Source organism: Sphingomonas sp. LR59 (assembly GCF_036855945.1).
Taxonomy (GTDB): domain Bacteria; phylum Pseudomonadota; class Alphaproteobacteria; order Sphingomonadales; family Sphingomonadaceae; genus Sphingomonas.
The window spans coordinates 418,902-432,882 of sequence record NZ_JASPFL010000001.1; the positions used below are offsets into that span (position 1 = coordinate 418,902).

Genomic DNA, 13,981 nt, shown 5'->3' on the forward strand with positions numbered 1-13,981 from the left:
CATGCGGGGGAGACTGGCATGTTCGGATTGGGTCTAGGCCGATCGCGGCGACGGATCGTCAACGATTTCGTCGCGGCGAAGGCGACCGTGGCGGACCGTGCGATCGCCTATGAGGCTAAAGACGCCGGGACGTTTCGGCGATTGTGCGGCTATGGCGCGATCGTCGACGACGGCGCGGGGCGCTATCATCTCGACGCCGGCAGGCTCGGCGCGTTTCGCGGTGCGGTGCGCCGGCGGGCCGCGGCGATTGCTGCGACGTCGGGAGTCGTTGCCAGCGCGGCCGCCGCAGCGACGGTGTTCGCGCTGGCCGAGTAAGGCCGGCAATTTAAGCCGATAGTCCGATACGGGCAGCGCCCGACGATCACGCGTAATCAAAAGAGTGTTTCCCCGCGAAGGCGGGGACCCAGACTGTGCTCCCGCCTTCGCGGGAGAACAAGGAAGCGGGTGCTGTCGCTGGACCAAGATCCCGGCCTCTCACCCGACCGTAAAGCTCAGCCCCGCCTTCGCCACCAGCCGATCACGCAGTTTGGCCCCCATTAGGGCGCCCGGCGTCCAGATGCCGCCATCGCCCTGCACGTCCTGCACGAGGCACAGCGCCGCCTCCGCGATCATCTTGCTGGTCGAGCCATACCCCGGGTCGCGATCCCCCGTGACGACCGTATCGATCCGCTCACCGTCGGGCATGATGCCCACGAACAACAGATCGTAGTGCCCGGCGTCGCGTTCTTCCTTCGAGGGTCCCTCGCCTGGTTTGGGCCCCTTGTCGCCTGAGAACGGATTGAACTTCGCGATCGCCTCCGCGGCGACCTTGCCGAGATCGCCGAGCCCCGCGACCATCATCTCGTCATAGACGAAGTCCGCGCCATACGCCTCGCCGAGCAGGAAATTGGTGCGGTGGACGTTCTTGGTGTTGATCGGCGCCATCACGAAGGGTGCCACCCACGCGGAGATGGTCGTGTCGTATTCGGGGATCAGCCCGGTTGGCTGGTGCGGTCCCTGGAAGCCGGGGGTGAGCGCGAACGGGCTGGTGAGCAGCTTGACGATGCCGGGATCGCGCGCGGCGGCGGCGAGCGTCGCCTTGAGGCTCGCCGCGGTGCCGCCCGAGAACGTCCCCTGCATTTTCCGCACACGACCTTTATGCGGGGTGCAGGGATGCCGTATTTCGCCTTGGCGGCGTCTTGCAACGTCAACACGCCGAGATCGAACGGGATGGAGTCGAATCCGCACGAGAACACGATCCGCGCGCCGGTTCGCGTGGCTTCGCCCTCATGCGCGTCGATCATGTGGCGCATCCAGGCCGGCTCACCGCAGAGGTCAACATAGCCGGTGCCGGTCGCGGCACAGGCGGCGACGAGGTCGGAGCCGTAGAGCTGGTACGGGCCGACCGTCGAGATGACGACAGTGCCGCGCTCCGCCATCGCGCGAAGGCTCGCGGAATCGTCCGAGTCGGCGGTGATGAGCGCTGTATCGGCGGGCGCACCGATCAGGTCGCGGACTTGCTGGAGCTTCGCCAGCGAGCGGCCTGCCATCGCCCAGCGGACGCCGGTCGGGTAGGTCTGGACGAGATATTCGGCCACCAGCCGCCCGGTGAACCCGGTCGCGCCGTACACGATGATGTCGAAGTCGCGCATGTCCATCTCCTGTTTCGCCGAGTTTGCGCGCGTGGGCGTGGCGTCGCAAGCTAAACACCGTCGTCGATGCGCCTCGCCATCGGCGCGCCGATCTGCCAGCATCGGCAGATGGCATCCGATCGCAAAACCGTCGCATTCATCGTCGACCAGCTCGCAGCGGCGGGGGAGGTCTCCGCAAAGCCGATGTTCGGCGAATATGGGCTATATTGCGATGGCAAAATGGTCGGCCTGATCTGCGACGACCAGCTGTTCGTGAAGCCGACCGCAGGCGGACGCGCGTTTGCGGGGGCGATCGACGAAGCGCCGCCCTATCCGGGCGCGAAGCCGTGCCTGCTGGTCGACGCGGATCGCTGGGACGACGCTGAATGGCTGGCGGACCTTGTCCGGACCTCGACCGCGGAATTGCCTGTGCCGAAGCCGAAGAAGGCGAAGGCCAAGAAGGGCTAGGACGCCGCTCCTTTTCAAACGCGTGCACCTCCCCGACAAAGGCGGGGGCCCAGGTGGTGAGGTCGTGGTAACGGAGCGCAGCCGTCGGCATCGACGTTTCCCAACTGGACCCCGGCCTCCACCGGGGAGGTGCTTGTCGGTCTGGTAAGGTTACCTACCCAGTCCGGGGAGACGGAGCGCTTGGGGCCTGTCGCGACCTAAAACGGCCTGCCGGCGATCGGTTCTACGCCGCCTCGTTGAACTGCAGGCTCGCCAGCCGGGCATACAACCCGCTGTTGGTCATCAGCGACCCGTGCGAGCCTTCCTCGACGATCTGCCCGTCGTTCATCACGATGATCCGTTCCGCCGCGCGCACGGTGGCGAGGCGGTGCGCGATGACCAGCGTGGTGCGGTTCGCCATCAGTCGCTCGAGCGCTTCTTGGACCAGCCGCTCGCTCTCGGCATCGAGCGCGCTGGTGGCCTCGTCGAGCAGCAGGATCGGCGCATCGCGGAGGAGCGCGCGCGCGATCGTGACGCGCTGGCGCTGGCCACCCGACAGCCGTGCGCCGCCTTCGCCGAGGAACGTGTCGAGGCCCTCGGGGAGTTTGCGCAGGAACTCGGCGGCGTTGGCGGCTTCGGCGGCGGCCCAGAGTTGGTCGTCGGTCGCGGACCAGTCGCCGTAGCGGAGATTGTCGCGGGCCGAGGCGCCGAAGATGATCGTCTCCTGCGGGACCATCGCGATCCGCGCGCGGACCTCCGCCGGATCGGCGTCGCGCAGGTCGATGCCGTCGAGCGTCACACGGCCGGCGTCGGGATCGTAGAAGCGCTGGACCAGCTGGAACAAAGTCGTCTTGCCCGCGCCCGATGGGCCGACGACGGCGACCGTCTCGCCTGGCCTCACGTCGAGCGAGAAGCCGTTGAGTGCGGCGACGTCGCGGCGCGTTGGGTAGTGGAACTGCACGTTTTCGAACGCGAGTGCGCCACGCGGCGGCTGCGGCAAGGCGACCGGGTTGGCTGGTGCGGCAATTTCGGGCTTTTCGCGGAGCAGCTCGGATAGACGCCCGGCGGCACCGGCTCCGCGCAACAGGTCGCCATAGACTTCGGTCAGCGCACCGAATGCACCCGCGACGATCCCGCCGGTCAGCACGAACGCGGCGATCGCGCCGCCGCTGATCCGGCCGGCGGCGACGTCGATCGCGCCTTCCCACAGAACGAGCGTGATCGATCCGAAGACCAGTCCGATCACGATCGCGGTCATCACTGCGCGCAACAGGATCCGTGCCCGCGCCGCGGCAAAGGTCGCGGCAACCGCGTCCGAGAACCGGATCGCCTCGCGGTCTTCCTGGCCGAATGCCTGCACCACCTTCATCGCGCCGAGTGTCTCGGTGGCGATCGAGCCGACGTCGGCGACGCGGTCCTGCGACGTGCGCGAGTAGTTGCGGACGCGCTTGCCGAGCAGCGCGATCGGCAGGATGATCAGCGGGATGCCGATCATCAGCATGCCTGCGAGCTTGGGCGAGATCGCGAACAGGTAGATCAGCCCGCCGATCCCGGTGAAGGTGTTGCGCAGCGCAATCGATACCGTGCTGCCGACGACCTGTTCGATCAGCGCGGTATCCGAGGTGAGGCGCGAGGCGATCTCGGACGGGCGGTTCTCCTCGAAGAAGCGCGGTGTCAGGCGGAGCAGGTGGCGTTGCACATTGGTGCGGATATCCGCGACGACGCGCTCGCCGAGCCATGAAACGTAATAGAAGCGCACCGCGGTCGCGAGTGCGAGCACGACGACGATCATCAGCAGATAGTGGAACGAGTTGGCGACCGATCCGCCTTCACCGGGACCAAAGCCGCGATCGATCACGCGCTTGAACCCGTACGGGATGCCGATCGTCGCCGCAGACGTCGTCAGCAATGCGAGACCGGCGAACGCGATCTGGCGCGGATAGTTCGCGGCGTGACGCCACACCATCGCGAGATCGCCAATCCGGCGGGACGTCTTTTCTTCGGGTATCGGCTTGGCCATGCGCGGGACCTAGCAGTGGCGGGGGTGGCGCTCAACGACAACCGGGCGATCGTGCGCTCGATGCATGGTGGCGGTCCTTGGAATGCCGCATTGCGCCGCAGCGGATTTGCGTTACCACTTCGGCAGCCCATATTAGGGCAAAGGATACCGCATGCTCTACGATGCTTACGAATTCCAACGATCGATGTTGTCGGGCGCCAGCAAAATGGCGAGTTTCGGTGCGGAAATGCTCAGTCATCCGGCAAACCCGTTCTCCTATTTGGGCGGTGGTTCAGTCATCGGATCGGCGTTGGAGGTGTTCGCACACGCGAATGCGACTCGCGGAAAGCCTGCCTTCGGGCTCGACTCGACGACGATCGACGGCCGCGAGGTCGCGGTCCGCGAGGAGATCGTGCTGCGGAAGGATTTCGGGCAGCTGAAGCGCTTCGTGCGGGAGGGTGTCGAGGGCGGTCCGAAGCTGCTGATCGTGGCACCGATGTCGGGGCATTACGCGACGTTGCTGCGCGGCACGGTCGAGCGGATGCTGCCGTTCGCGGACGTCTACATCACCGACTGGCGTGATGCGCGTAGCGTGCCGGTCTCGGCAGGGCGGTTCGATCTCGACGACTATATCGATTATCTGATCGAATATCTGGAGACGATCGGCGCGAATGAGGGGCAGGGGGCACGCACATGCTCGCCGTTTGCCAGCCCTCGGTGCCGTGTTATGCCGCCGTCGCACTGATGAGTGCGGACAAGAACCCGTGCCGTCCCAAGACGCTGACGATGATGGGCGGTCCGGTCGATACGCGCGAGGCGCCGACCGCGGTCAACACGCTGGCGACCGAGCGGCCGCATGCGTGGTTCGAGCAGAACGTGATTGCCACGGTGCCGGGCAATTATCCGGGTGCCGGGCGGAAGGTGTATCCGGGATTTCTACAACTCGCCGGGTTCATGTCGATGAACCTTGGCAACCACATGGTATCGCATTGGGAGATGTATAAGCATCTCGTCCAGGGCGACGGCGCGAGCGCGTCGCAGAGCCAGGATTTCTACGAGGAATACCGCTCGGTCTGCGACATGACTGCGGAATTCTATCTCCAGACGATCGATGTGGTGTTCCAGAACCATGCCTTGCCGCGGGGGATCATGACTCATCGTGGCCGGTTGGTTGATCCGGCGGCGATCACCGATATCGGGCTGCTCGCGGTCGAGGGGGAGCGTGATGATATCTCGGGATTGGGGCAGACCAAGGCTGCGCTGACGCTGGCGACCGCGCTACCTGACGAGAAGAAGCGCTATCTGATGGCTGAGGGTGCCGGCCATTACGGGATCTTCAATGGATCGCGTTGGCGGGATAAGATCGCGCCGGTGGTTGAAGAGTTCATCACCGCGAACGGATAAGGCTTTTATTTCTCTTTAATAGTTCGTCACCCCAGCGAAAGCTGGGGTCTCCTCGTTGGTTTGCGTTGAGTCTCAAACCGGGAGATCCCAGCTTTCGCTGGGATGACGGAGGGGAGGGAAGTTTCATGCCCCCTCCCCGCCGGTCTTATGCGATCGAGTTGACCACGGCGTGGCTGCTCGACTCGTCCGACTGGATCGTGCCGCCGAACAGCATCTTGAGGCGGCCGCCGATCGAGATGTCGGTTTCCCACAGCTCGGCGCTGTCGATGTCAAAGCGCAACAGCGTCAGGTTCGGGTCTTCCTTGCCGCCCGGAAACCATGCCTCGACCTGGTTGTTCCAGAGCTTGTCGATCTGCGTGCGGTCGTTCGACGTCGAGGCGTCGCCCGACATGCACGCGAAGAAATCATGACCTTTGCCGACGAACTGCGCCATCGCCGCGCCGCCCTTGGCGATGCGGTTGTCGCGACCGGCGAAGAAGAACAGCGTGTTGGGCTGATCGTCGTCGATCTGCGCGGTCATGGGCTCGGAATGCTGGCCGTCGTTGAGGCCGATCATCACGAACGGGCTAGCCTTCAGCTTGTCGATGAACTTCGCTGCGACTTCCTGCGGGGTATCCTTGTCGGCCATCGTCATTCTCCTATGGGCTTGGATTGCCTGTGAGAACGGGTGGGGCGGAGGTTGGTTGCGCGGGGGCGTCCGATCGGCGCACGAGATGTCGCTTGGTACTTGCGCATGCGACGCGTCATGGTGGCGGCGGCAGCAGTCTTGCTGCCAAACCAAGAAAGGTAAGGTGTATGCAACTTGCCGATCTGTGCCTCATCCTCGGCATGCTCTTCGCCTTCGCGACATTAGTCGTGAAGATTATCGAAGTGTCACGCAAAGGCTAGGTGCACGGGAGGGGCTCGATCTAGCAGTCGAGTCCCAAACGTATTGAGCCCCGGCCGCTAGCACGACCGAGGCCCAGACACGAAAGGCGGTGTATGCAACGCCGGTACAGTACATGCGCTAGACCGGTGTGGATTTCAAGATCACAGCACTTCGAACAACCCGGCTGCGCCCATGCCGCCGCCGACGCACATCGTTACCACGACGTACTTTGCGCCGCGACGCTTGCCCTCGATCAGCGCGTGGCCGGTCGCGCGGGCGCCGGTCATGCCGTAGGGGTGGCCGATCGAGATCGCGCCGCCGCTGACGTTGAGGAGTTCGTCGGGGATGCCGAGATGGTCGCGGCAATACAGGACCTGCACCGCGAACGCCTCGTTCAGCTCCCACAGGCCGATATCGTCCATCTTCAGGCCGAAGCGCTTGAGCAGCTTGGGGATCGCCACCACGGGGCCGATGCCCATCTCGTCGGGCTCGGTGCCACCGACTGCCATGCCGACATAGCGACCAAGCGGCTGGAGACCGCGCTGCGAGGCGATCTTCTCCTCCATCAGCACCGACGACGACGAGCCGTCCGAAAGCTGCGACGCGTTGCCCGCGGTGATCGTGAAGTCGGGGCCCATCACGGGTTTGAGCGACTGGAGCCCTTCCAGCGTGGTGTCGGCGCGGTTGCCCTCATCCTTGGTGATCGTCACGTCCTTGTACGTGACTTCCTTGGTCGCCTTGTCGACGATGGCCATGTTGGAGTCGACGGGAATGATCTCCGCATCGAAATAGCCCGCGGCCTGCGCGGCGGCTGTGCGCTGCTGCGACTGGAGCGCGTAGGCGTCCATCGCGTCGCGGCTGATGCCATAGCGCTTGGCGACGACCTCGGCGGTCTGCAGCATCGGCATGTAGACGTCCTTGTGCATCGCGATCAGCTGGGGATCGGGGGCGACGCGCATCTGCGGGGTCTGGACGAGGCTGATGCTCTCGACGCCGCCGCCGATCGTGATGTCCATATTGTCGGTAATGATCTGCTTGGCGGCGGTGGCGATCGCCATCAGGCCCGACGCACACTGGCGGTCGACCGACATGCCCGAAACGGTAACGGGGAGGCCGGCTCGGAGTAGCGAGGTGCGGGCGATGTTGCCGGCCTGGTGACCCTGCTGGAGTGCGCAGCCGAAGACGACGTCGTCGACTTCTGCGCCGTCGATCCCGGCACGCTCGACCGCGGCCTTGATCGAATGCGCCGCCAAAGTGGGGGCGGGGGTGTTGTTGAAGCCGCCGCGATAGGCGCGGCCGATGGGCGTGCGGGCGGTGGAGACGATGACGGCTGAACGCATGAAGTGGCTCCTAAGGATTTTGCACGTCACCCCAGCGAAAGCTGGGGTCTTCCAGTTGGTGAGCCTTGTGGCTCCAACCGGGAGATACCAGCGTGCGCTGGTATGACGACTTTGGTTGATGGGGTCTGGTTGCTGGTGGTTAGACGAAGACCTGGCTGATCCATTCGGCGATCAGCGCGGGCTTTTCCTGGCCTTCGATCTCGACGGAGAAGGCGTTGGTCTGTTGCCATTGGCCGGGGCGCTTTTCGTCGAACGAGAGCAGCTTGAAACGTCCGCGGACTTTCGATCCGGAGCGGACGGGGGTCAGGAAGCGAACCGAGTTGCCGCCGTAATTGACGCCCATCTTGGCACCCTCGATGGTCGGCGCATCGGGCACCTTCGACGACAATAGCGGCATCAGCGACAGCGTCAGGAAGCCGTGCGCGATCGTGCCGCCGAACGGGGTCTGCGCCGCGCGGACCGGATCGATGTGGATGAACTGGTGGTCGCCGGTCGCGTCGGCGAACTTGTCGATCATGGCCTGCGTCACCTCGACCCAGTCGGAGACGGTTTCCGTGCCGATACGGGCCTGCATCTGGGCGGTGGTGATCGTTGCCACGGGGTTCCTCTCTGGTTCGCGCTGAACGCTAATGCGTCTCTAAACGCGTCAGCAAGGCTCCTGCAAGCCTCGACCAACCTTAAAGTGGAAAAACCCGTATTTGCTAAGGTGTGGGTGCGAACCCGATATTCTAAACCTCGGTGTGCGCCGGTCTGCCTTCGGGGTACGGCATCACGACCGAGCCATCCGGCGCGGCCATCATGTTGACCTGGGTCGGGAAAGCGATCTCGATCTTTTCGTCGTTGAAGCGCTTCAGGATCGCAATGCCGACTGCGGTGCGGCCATCGTAGAAGCTCGCATAATCTGGCCCCTTGCTGTCGAACTGGACCTCGAAATCGAGGCTCGACGCGCCGAAGCCGGTGAAGCCGGCACGCGTGAAGATCTTGTCGTTGGCTTCGACGATCTCCTTCAGCATCGCGGGGATACGCGAGCAGACTTCGGGCGGCGTCGAATAGGTGACGCCGATGATGAATTTCGCGCGGCGGTGGTTGCGCTGCGTGTTGTTGAGGATCTCCTTGTTGAGGAGGTTCTTGTTCGAGATCACACGCTCCTCGCCGTCGATCCCGCGGATGCGCGTGGATTTCAGGCCGATCGCTTCGACACTGCCCGACGCCGTGTCGTAGCTGATCGAGTCGCCGCGGCGGAACGGGCGATCGAAGATAATCGCGAGCGCAGCGAACAGGTCGGCGAAGATGCCCTGTGCCGCCAAACCGATCGCGATGCCGCCGACGCCGAGCCCTGCGACGAGGCCGGTGACGTTGACCCCGAGATTGTCGAGCACCACCACCAGCGCGACCGCGAACACCACGAAGGTGACGAGCAGGCGGATCAGGCCCATCGCCGAAAGCAGCGCTTCACCCGAATAATGTTCGGACTGCGTGCGGTGCTCGATCGCGCCGAGGATGATCTCGCGCACCCAGACGGCGGCCTGGAACACCGCGGCAACGGTGAAGAGGAAGTCGATCGTCTTCGATACCTCGCCGGGCGCGGCGGAATAGCCCGACACCAGTTTCGCCGCGAGCATGACGATGAAAAAGTTGACGGTGCGCGCGATCGCCTTGCCGACGACGATGCCCCAACCGTTGAGCGCGCGCGGCCGTTCGCAGAGCTTGCTGCCGAAGCGGCGCGCGGTGTGGAGCACGATGACGATGACCGCACCGATCCCGAACGCGATCAGGATCTGGAGCCAATAGGCCTGGATCCAGGCGAAGCTGGCGGTGACGAAGCCCTGGGCGTGATCGCCGACATCGCTCGCGTCGAAGATCGGCTGTTTGGCGGCGGCAGTGGAATTGGACATGGAAATACTCGTCAGGCCGCTTTGGCGCGTGGGGATGCGATCGTGGCGGTCGCGGGCGTGCCGGCCTCGAGGAACGCGATCAGGCCGCATTCCTCCCGGCTGAGATGGCGCTTGGCGCGAGGGAGGCGGAGTGCCTTGCGGAAGGTCGACTGACCGGTCTTCACAAGCGCGATCAACGATGGGTGAACATAACTCTTTCGAGCGATCGCGTGGGTGTTGCCAAGGCGGGCGACGACGGGTTCGAGCATCGCCTTGAGGCTCAGGTCGCGTTCGGCCGACGCGAGCGCCTCGAACGCAGCGACGCTCGCGGCCCAGGTGCGGAAGTTCTTGGCGGTGAAGTCGGTGCCGGTGACGTCGCGGATGTAGCAATTCACGTCGGTCGAGGTGACCGGATGCGCGACGCCCGCGTCGTCGAGCCATGCGAACAGATGCTGTTCGTCGAGGTCCTGGCATTTTTTGACGAAGCTGCTGAGTGAGCGATCGGTGATCCTGAGCGTCCGCATCTTGCCGGACTTGCCCTTGTACTGGAGCTTGAGCGTCGAGCCCTTCACTTCGCCGTGGCGCTTGCGCAGCGTTGTGGCGCCGAAACTCTCGTTCGCCTCGGCATAGGTTTCATTGCCGATGCGGATGTGGCCGCCGTCGAGCAGGCGGATGACCGCGGCGACTGCGCGTTCGCGGGTCAGCGAGCGTTTGCGCAGGTCGGCCTCGACCGCTTTCCGCAGCTTGGGAAGGGCGTGGCCGAAGTCGGCGCAGCGTTCGTATTTGGCGGCTTCCTGTGCTTCGCGGAAGCCGAGGTGGTAGCGGTATTGCTTGCGCCCCTTCTCGTCCCAGCCGACCGCCTGGATATGGCCATTGGGCTTGGGGCAAAACCAGGCGTCGCGGTAGGCGGGGGGCAGGCCGATCGCGTTCAGCCGGTCGATCTCGTCGCGGTCGGTGATGCGCTCGCCCTTGGCATCCCAATAGCCCCAGCCGTTCCGCATCTTCTTGCGGGTGATGCCGGGCTTGGAGTCGTCGGAATACACGATCTTGATGGGCAATGCGGGGTCCTTCTCGTCTGGAAATGTTCGGGAGGACGCATCGTTCCGGAACGACCCACGCGGCGCGGGGTTGAGGGGGCACGGGATTTCACTGGAGACATGACATGACCGATCTTTCCCAAGCTCGCGTATTGATGCTCGCTGCCGACGGTTTCGAGACCGTCGAACTGTTCGAACCGAGGAAGGCGCTGGAGGCGGCGGGCGCGAAGGTTACGCTCGCGTCGATCAAGACCGACCCGATCCAGGGCATGAAGGGCGACATCAACAAGGCCGAGACCGCGACGCCCGACCTGACGCTCGACGAGGTCGACACCGACGATTACGACGCGCTGGTGCTGCCGGGCGGCGTCGCTAATCCCGACACGATGCGCCAGGAGGAGCGCGCAATCGAGATCATCACCGAGTTCATGGAGGACGGCAAGATCGTCGCCGCGATCTGCCATGCGCCGTGGTTGCTGGCCGAGGCTGACGTGATCGACGGGCGCCGCGTGACGAGCTTCCCGTCGATCCGGACGGACCTGGAGAATGCGGGCGCGGATGTCGTGGACGAGGAGGTCGTGGTCGACGGCAATTTGATCACCAGCCGCAAGCCGGACGATATCCCCGCGTTCAACAAGGCGATCATTGCGGCGCTGGAGGAAGAACTGGCCGACGAACCGGTCGATTGAGCTGTTCCCCTCCCGCTTGCGGGAGGGGCCAGGGAGGGGAACGGGCGCTGACCTTTACGGCCGCCCCTCCCCAACCCCTCCCGCAAGCGGGAGGGGAGCCTGTTGAGCCAGCGTTGGGCCGGGCGTTCAATCAGGTGGTAGAGGACGATCGAGGCCAGCAGGACCAAGCCGAGGTACAGCGCGATCTTCACTGGAGACACGGCGGTCGCGTCGCTGACGAAGGCGAGCTTGAACGCTTTCCACAGGATGAAGTGGCTGAGATAGGTCGCGTAGCTGATCTCGCCGAGATAATGCGTCCATCGTAATTCGAATGGATTGCCACGCTTGCCGGCAGTAAGCGCGAGCAGCAGCAGAGTTGTAGCGAATACCGCCGGAACGACAAGCGTCTCCGGTGCGCCCGCAACCCAAGCTGCGGCCAGCGGTACGGCTGCTAGTCCTGCCCATACCGGCCTCCAAGTCAGGTCTCGCCAGCGCAGCCACAGCGCGCAGACGATACTGCCGGTGGTGAACTCGATCAGGCAGCGCAGCAGGCCGTAGCGCGGGATGTCGGTGCCCAGCGTGGGGGCGCCCATCGCCAGATGCAGGCCGATCAGCAGCGCAGCCGCGATCGCCAGCAGCGCGAGGCTTGGCAGACGTCGCCAGTCCACCGCTATCACCAGCGCCGGAAACAGCAGATACGCTCCCAGTTCCGCACTGATCGACCAGGCGGGGTCGTTCCAGGCGAGATGCCGGGTGAAGCCCCAGTTCTGCAGCAGCAGTATGTGCAGCGGCAGTTCGGGGAACACGAATTGGGGATCGTTGCGGCCGGTTGCGCGCAACACGAGTGCCAAAGCGACCGCGCCGCCGAGCGTTACCAGATGCAGCGGCCAGATGCGGGCGATGCGTTTTTGTAGGAAGCGGGGGATGCTCGTCATGCCGCCGGTACGGATACGGCCGGACCATGTCAGCCAGATCACGAACCCGGACAGCAGGAAGAAGAAGTCGACCGCGAGATAGCCCTTCGCGAAGACGTCGCGCAGACCGATCGGCAAACCCGCGATCGACAGGCGGATGTGGTAGAACACGACGAACCACGCCGCGATCCCCCGCACGCCCGTCAACGCGCGGAGTTCGTGCACCGGAGCGCGATCCGTCACGCCGAAGATGGCGCGGCACTGCGGCGCATCGGCCGGAACGACTGTTCGCTGCGCTTGCGCGACAGATAGGTGTCGAGTCCGATCTGGGCGCCGATCAGCATGTAGATGAACGGTTGGAACGCGATCGCGATGAACGCTGCGCCGAGCAGGTAGACGATGTGACCGCTCTGGAGTGCCGCGGCGAGCGGTCCGGCCCAGGCAAACTCACCGTCCGGATCGCGGTAGCGGCGGCGCACGATCTCCATGCGGACGATGCCGATCAGGTTGATCGCGAGCCACAAAGCGAGGCCGGGATAGCCCTGTTCGCCGAGCATCTCGAAATACGCGCTGTGATAGGCGCGGGCCTTGTCGACCTCGACTTTGGGCGTTGCCGGGGCGGCGGAGGCGGGCCCGGTCGTGCCGGGTGCGGTCTTCAGATCATAGCGGATGCGGTTGCCCAGATACGCGTTGAAGCCGCCGCCGAACGGATGCGTCTTCGCGTATTCGATCGTCCATTGCCACACTGCGAGCCGCGTCGAGGCGGACTCGTCGGCGTCATAGGTCTTGATGGTGTTCATCCGGCTGGTGAAGGTCGACGGCAGGAACGGGATCGCCGCCACCCCCAGCACGCCGAGCATCGCCAGATACGCGACCTTGCGCTTTACGTTGCGGATCGACAGCAGCGCGAGCAGGCCGATGCAGAGCAGCCCGGTGCGTGTCGAAGTGCCGACCGGGATCAGCAGGCACGCGAAGACCAGCGCGAGGCAGTAGCTTTTCACGCGCCAGTCGGGTTTGAAGATCGTCCCGTGGCTCATGAACCAGATGATGATCGGGATGATCGCGATCGCCACCGCGCTGATCGTGCTGCCCTCGTAGAGCCCGCTATTATTGTCGACCATCAGGTTCAGCTGACCGTACCCGCCGCCGCCGCTGGCGATCGTTTTGATCCCGCCGACGACGATGATCGACGACGCGGCGAGGATCATGAACAGCAACAACGCCTCGATCCGGACGCGCGTCCGCAAGGTCAGGGGAGGAAGGCGGCGAAGGCGAGCGCCTTCCACACCCAGTCCCATTTCTCCTTGGCTTCGGTGGGGAAATCGGCGGCGATCGTCGTGCCCCAGCAATAGAGCAGCAGCAGCACGATCAGAACCTGCCGGCCGCCGACCCGCGTGTCGCGCTTGTCGTCGGCGAGGATCCAGCCGCCGACCGCCAGCGCGACCGCGATCAGCGAAATCGGCACCGAGTTGAGCAGCAGGTAGGTCAGCCGCTGCGGCGAGACGATGTCGATATAGACATAGACGAGCACGAGCAGGAACGGCCGCTTGAAGCCCATCGCGAAGAACGCGAGCAGAAAGGCGATGAACGCGAGATCACGCATCGCGGCGCGGCTTCTCGACGGGGGCGCGTTTCTTCTCGGGCGCATCGTGCGGGCTCGGCTCGCGATCGAGGTCGGGTCGCTTGAGTAGGAGGAACGCGGCGAGCATCATCAGCCCGTGGCTGAGGCCGAGCGCGAGATTGTCGATCATGGGTTCGGCCTCCTTTCCTCTGAGCGCTTCATCAGATTCGTGCGTAGCCATAGTCGGTTGACGCGCCGT

At 64.6% G+C, this 13,981-nt stretch carries 10 protein-coding genes and 4 pseudogenes; 4 read left to right on the forward strand and 10 right to left on the reverse strand.

Annotation, left to right across the window (positions count from 1 at the left end):
* The first annotated feature begins 18 nt into the window (after nucleotides 1-18).
* Nucleotides 19-315, forward strand: a complete 297-nt coding sequence (locus tag QP164_RS02005; RefSeq protein ID WP_132738725.1) for a hypothetical protein — start codon at nucleotides 19-21, stop codon at nucleotides 313-315.
* A gap of 159 nt (nucleotides 316-474) precedes the next feature.
* Here the strand turns inward: QP164_RS02005 and QP164_RS02010 are convergent.
* A pseudogene (locus QP164_RS02010) lies at nucleotides 475-1,631 on the reverse strand (saccharopine dehydrogenase family protein).
* Between the two features lie 66 nt (nucleotides 1,632-1,697).
* On the opposite strand from QP164_RS02010, the gene QP164_RS02015 reads away from it, so the two are divergent.
* On the forward strand, nucleotides 1,698-2,078 hold the full coding sequence (locus QP164_RS02015; RefSeq protein ID WP_333921948.1) for a TfoX/Sxy family protein: 381 nt from the start codon (nucleotides 1,698-1,700) through the stop codon (nucleotides 2,076-2,078).
* A 223-nt stretch (nucleotides 2,079-2,301) separates the two neighbouring features.
* Here QP164_RS02015 and QP164_RS02020 read toward each other — a convergent pair whose 3' ends face one another.
* Nucleotides 2,302-4,077 carry an ABC transporter transmembrane domain-containing protein gene (locus tag QP164_RS02020; protein ID WP_333921949.1) on the reverse strand — a complete coding sequence of 592 codons (1,776 nt, stop codon included), beginning with the start codon at nucleotides 4,075-4,077 and terminating at the stop codon, nucleotides 2,302-2,304.
* 151 nt (nucleotides 4,078-4,228) lie between these two features.
* Between QP164_RS02020 and QP164_RS02025 the strand changes: the two are divergent.
* Nucleotides 4,229-5,460: pseudogene (locus QP164_RS02025) on the forward strand (polyhydroxyalkanoate depolymerase).
* A gap of 145 nt (nucleotides 5,461-5,605) precedes the next feature.
* Here the strand turns inward: QP164_RS02025 and QP164_RS02030 are convergent.
* The 5 genes from QP164_RS02030 to QP164_RS02050 all read right to left on the reverse strand — a co-directional run bounded on the left by QP164_RS02030 (nucleotide 5,606) and on the right by QP164_RS02050 (nucleotide 10,543).
* Nucleotides 5,606-6,088, reverse strand: a complete 483-nt coding sequence (locus QP164_RS02030; RefSeq protein WP_333921950.1) for a pyridoxamine 5'-phosphate oxidase family protein — start codon at nucleotides 6,086-6,088, stop codon at nucleotides 5,606-5,608.
* A gap of 401 nt (nucleotides 6,089-6,489) precedes the next feature.
* Nucleotides 6,490-7,668 (reverse strand): acetyl-CoA C-acyltransferase, encoded by a 1,179-nt coding sequence (locus QP164_RS02035; RefSeq protein WP_333921951.1) that lies wholly within the window; start codon nucleotides 7,666-7,668, stop codon nucleotides 6,490-6,492.
* A 139-nt stretch (nucleotides 7,669-7,807) separates the two neighbouring features.
* Nucleotides 7,808-8,242 carry a MaoC family dehydratase gene (locus QP164_RS02040; protein ID WP_435368402.1) on the reverse strand — a complete coding sequence of 145 codons (435 nt, stop codon included), beginning with the start codon at nucleotides 8,240-8,242 and terminating at the stop codon, nucleotides 7,808-7,810.
* A gap of 154 nt (nucleotides 8,243-8,396) precedes the next feature.
* A complete protein-coding gene (locus QP164_RS02045) occupies nucleotides 8,397-9,563 on the reverse strand; it encodes a mechanosensitive ion channel family protein (RefSeq protein ID WP_333921953.1) in 1,167 nt (388 codons plus the stop codon).
* Between the two features lie 11 nt (nucleotides 9,564-9,574).
* Nucleotides 9,575-10,543 (reverse strand): DNA topoisomerase IB, encoded by a 969-nt coding sequence (locus QP164_RS02050; protein ID WP_333924161.1) that lies wholly within the window; start codon nucleotides 10,541-10,543, stop codon nucleotides 9,575-9,577.
* A gap of 161 nt (nucleotides 10,544-10,704) precedes the next feature.
* Between QP164_RS02050 and QP164_RS02055 the strand changes: the two genes are divergently transcribed.
* Complete coding sequence (locus tag QP164_RS02055; RefSeq protein WP_333921954.1) at nucleotides 10,705-11,268, forward strand: type 1 glutamine amidotransferase domain-containing protein; 564 nt, start codon at nucleotides 10,705-10,707, stop codon at nucleotides 11,266-11,268.
* 146 nt (nucleotides 11,269-11,414) lie between these two features.
* On the opposite strand, the pseudogene QP164_RS02060 reads toward QP164_RS02055, so the two are convergent.
* The 3 genes and pseudogenes from QP164_RS02060 to QP164_RS02070 form a co-directional block, all read right to left on the reverse strand.
* Nucleotides 11,415-12,404 (reverse strand): annotated as a pseudogene (locus tag QP164_RS02060) (acyltransferase family protein); the annotation flags it as partial.
* Nucleotides 12,401-13,764: pseudogene (locus QP164_RS02065) on the reverse strand (putative O-glycosylation ligase, exosortase A system-associated). The pseudogenes QP164_RS02060 and QP164_RS02065, both read right to left, overlap by 4 nt.
* The gene (locus QP164_RS02070) at nucleotides 13,757-13,912 is read right to left on the reverse strand and encodes a hypothetical protein (protein WP_165911482.1); all 156 of its coding nucleotides are present in this window, start codon (nucleotides 13,910-13,912) and stop codon (nucleotides 13,757-13,759) included. Before QP164_RS02070 ends, QP164_RS02065 begins: the two are co-directional and overlap by 8 nt.
* Nucleotides 13,913-13,981: the final 69 nt, after the last annotated feature.

Excerpts from the sequence above, each read along its gene's own strand:
- QP164_RS02040 (WP_435368402.1), bottom strand. The coding sequence starts at position 8,242 with ATGCAGGCCCGTATCGGCACGGAAACCGTCTCCGACTGGGTCGAGGTG.
- QP164_RS02070 (WP_165911482.1), bottom strand. The coding sequence starts at position 13,912 with ATGATCGACAATCTCGCGCTCGGCCTCAGCCACGGGCTGATGATGCTC.
- QP164_RS02045 (WP_333921953.1), bottom strand. The coding sequence starts at position 9,563 with ATGTCCAATTCCACTGCCGCCGCCAAACAGCCGATCTTCGACGCGAGC.
- QP164_RS02020 (WP_333921949.1), bottom strand. The coding sequence starts at position 4,077 with ATGGCCAAGCCGATACCCGAAGAAAAGACGTCCCGCCGGATTGGCGAT.
- QP164_RS02015 (WP_333921948.1), top strand. The coding sequence starts at position 1,698 with ATGCGCCTCGCCATCGGCGCGCCGATCTGCCAGCATCGGCAGATGGCA.
- QP164_RS02050 (WP_333924161.1), bottom strand. The coding sequence starts at position 10,543 with ATGCGGAACGGCTGGGGCTATTGGGATGCCAAGGGCGAGCGCATCACC.
- QP164_RS02005 (WP_132738725.1), top strand. The coding sequence starts at position 19 with ATGTTCGGATTGGGTCTAGGCCGATCGCGGCGACGGATCGTCAACGAT.
- QP164_RS02030 (WP_333921950.1), bottom strand. The coding sequence starts at position 6,088 with ATGGCCGACAAGGATACCCCGCAGGAAGTCGCAGCGAAGTTCATCGAC.
- QP164_RS02035 (WP_333921951.1), bottom strand. The coding sequence starts at position 7,668 with ATGCGTTCAGCCGTCATCGTCTCCACCGCCCGCACGCCCATCGGCCGC.
- QP164_RS02055 (WP_333921954.1), top strand. The coding sequence starts at position 10,705 with ATGACCGATCTTTCCCAAGCTCGCGTATTGATGCTCGCTGCCGACGGT.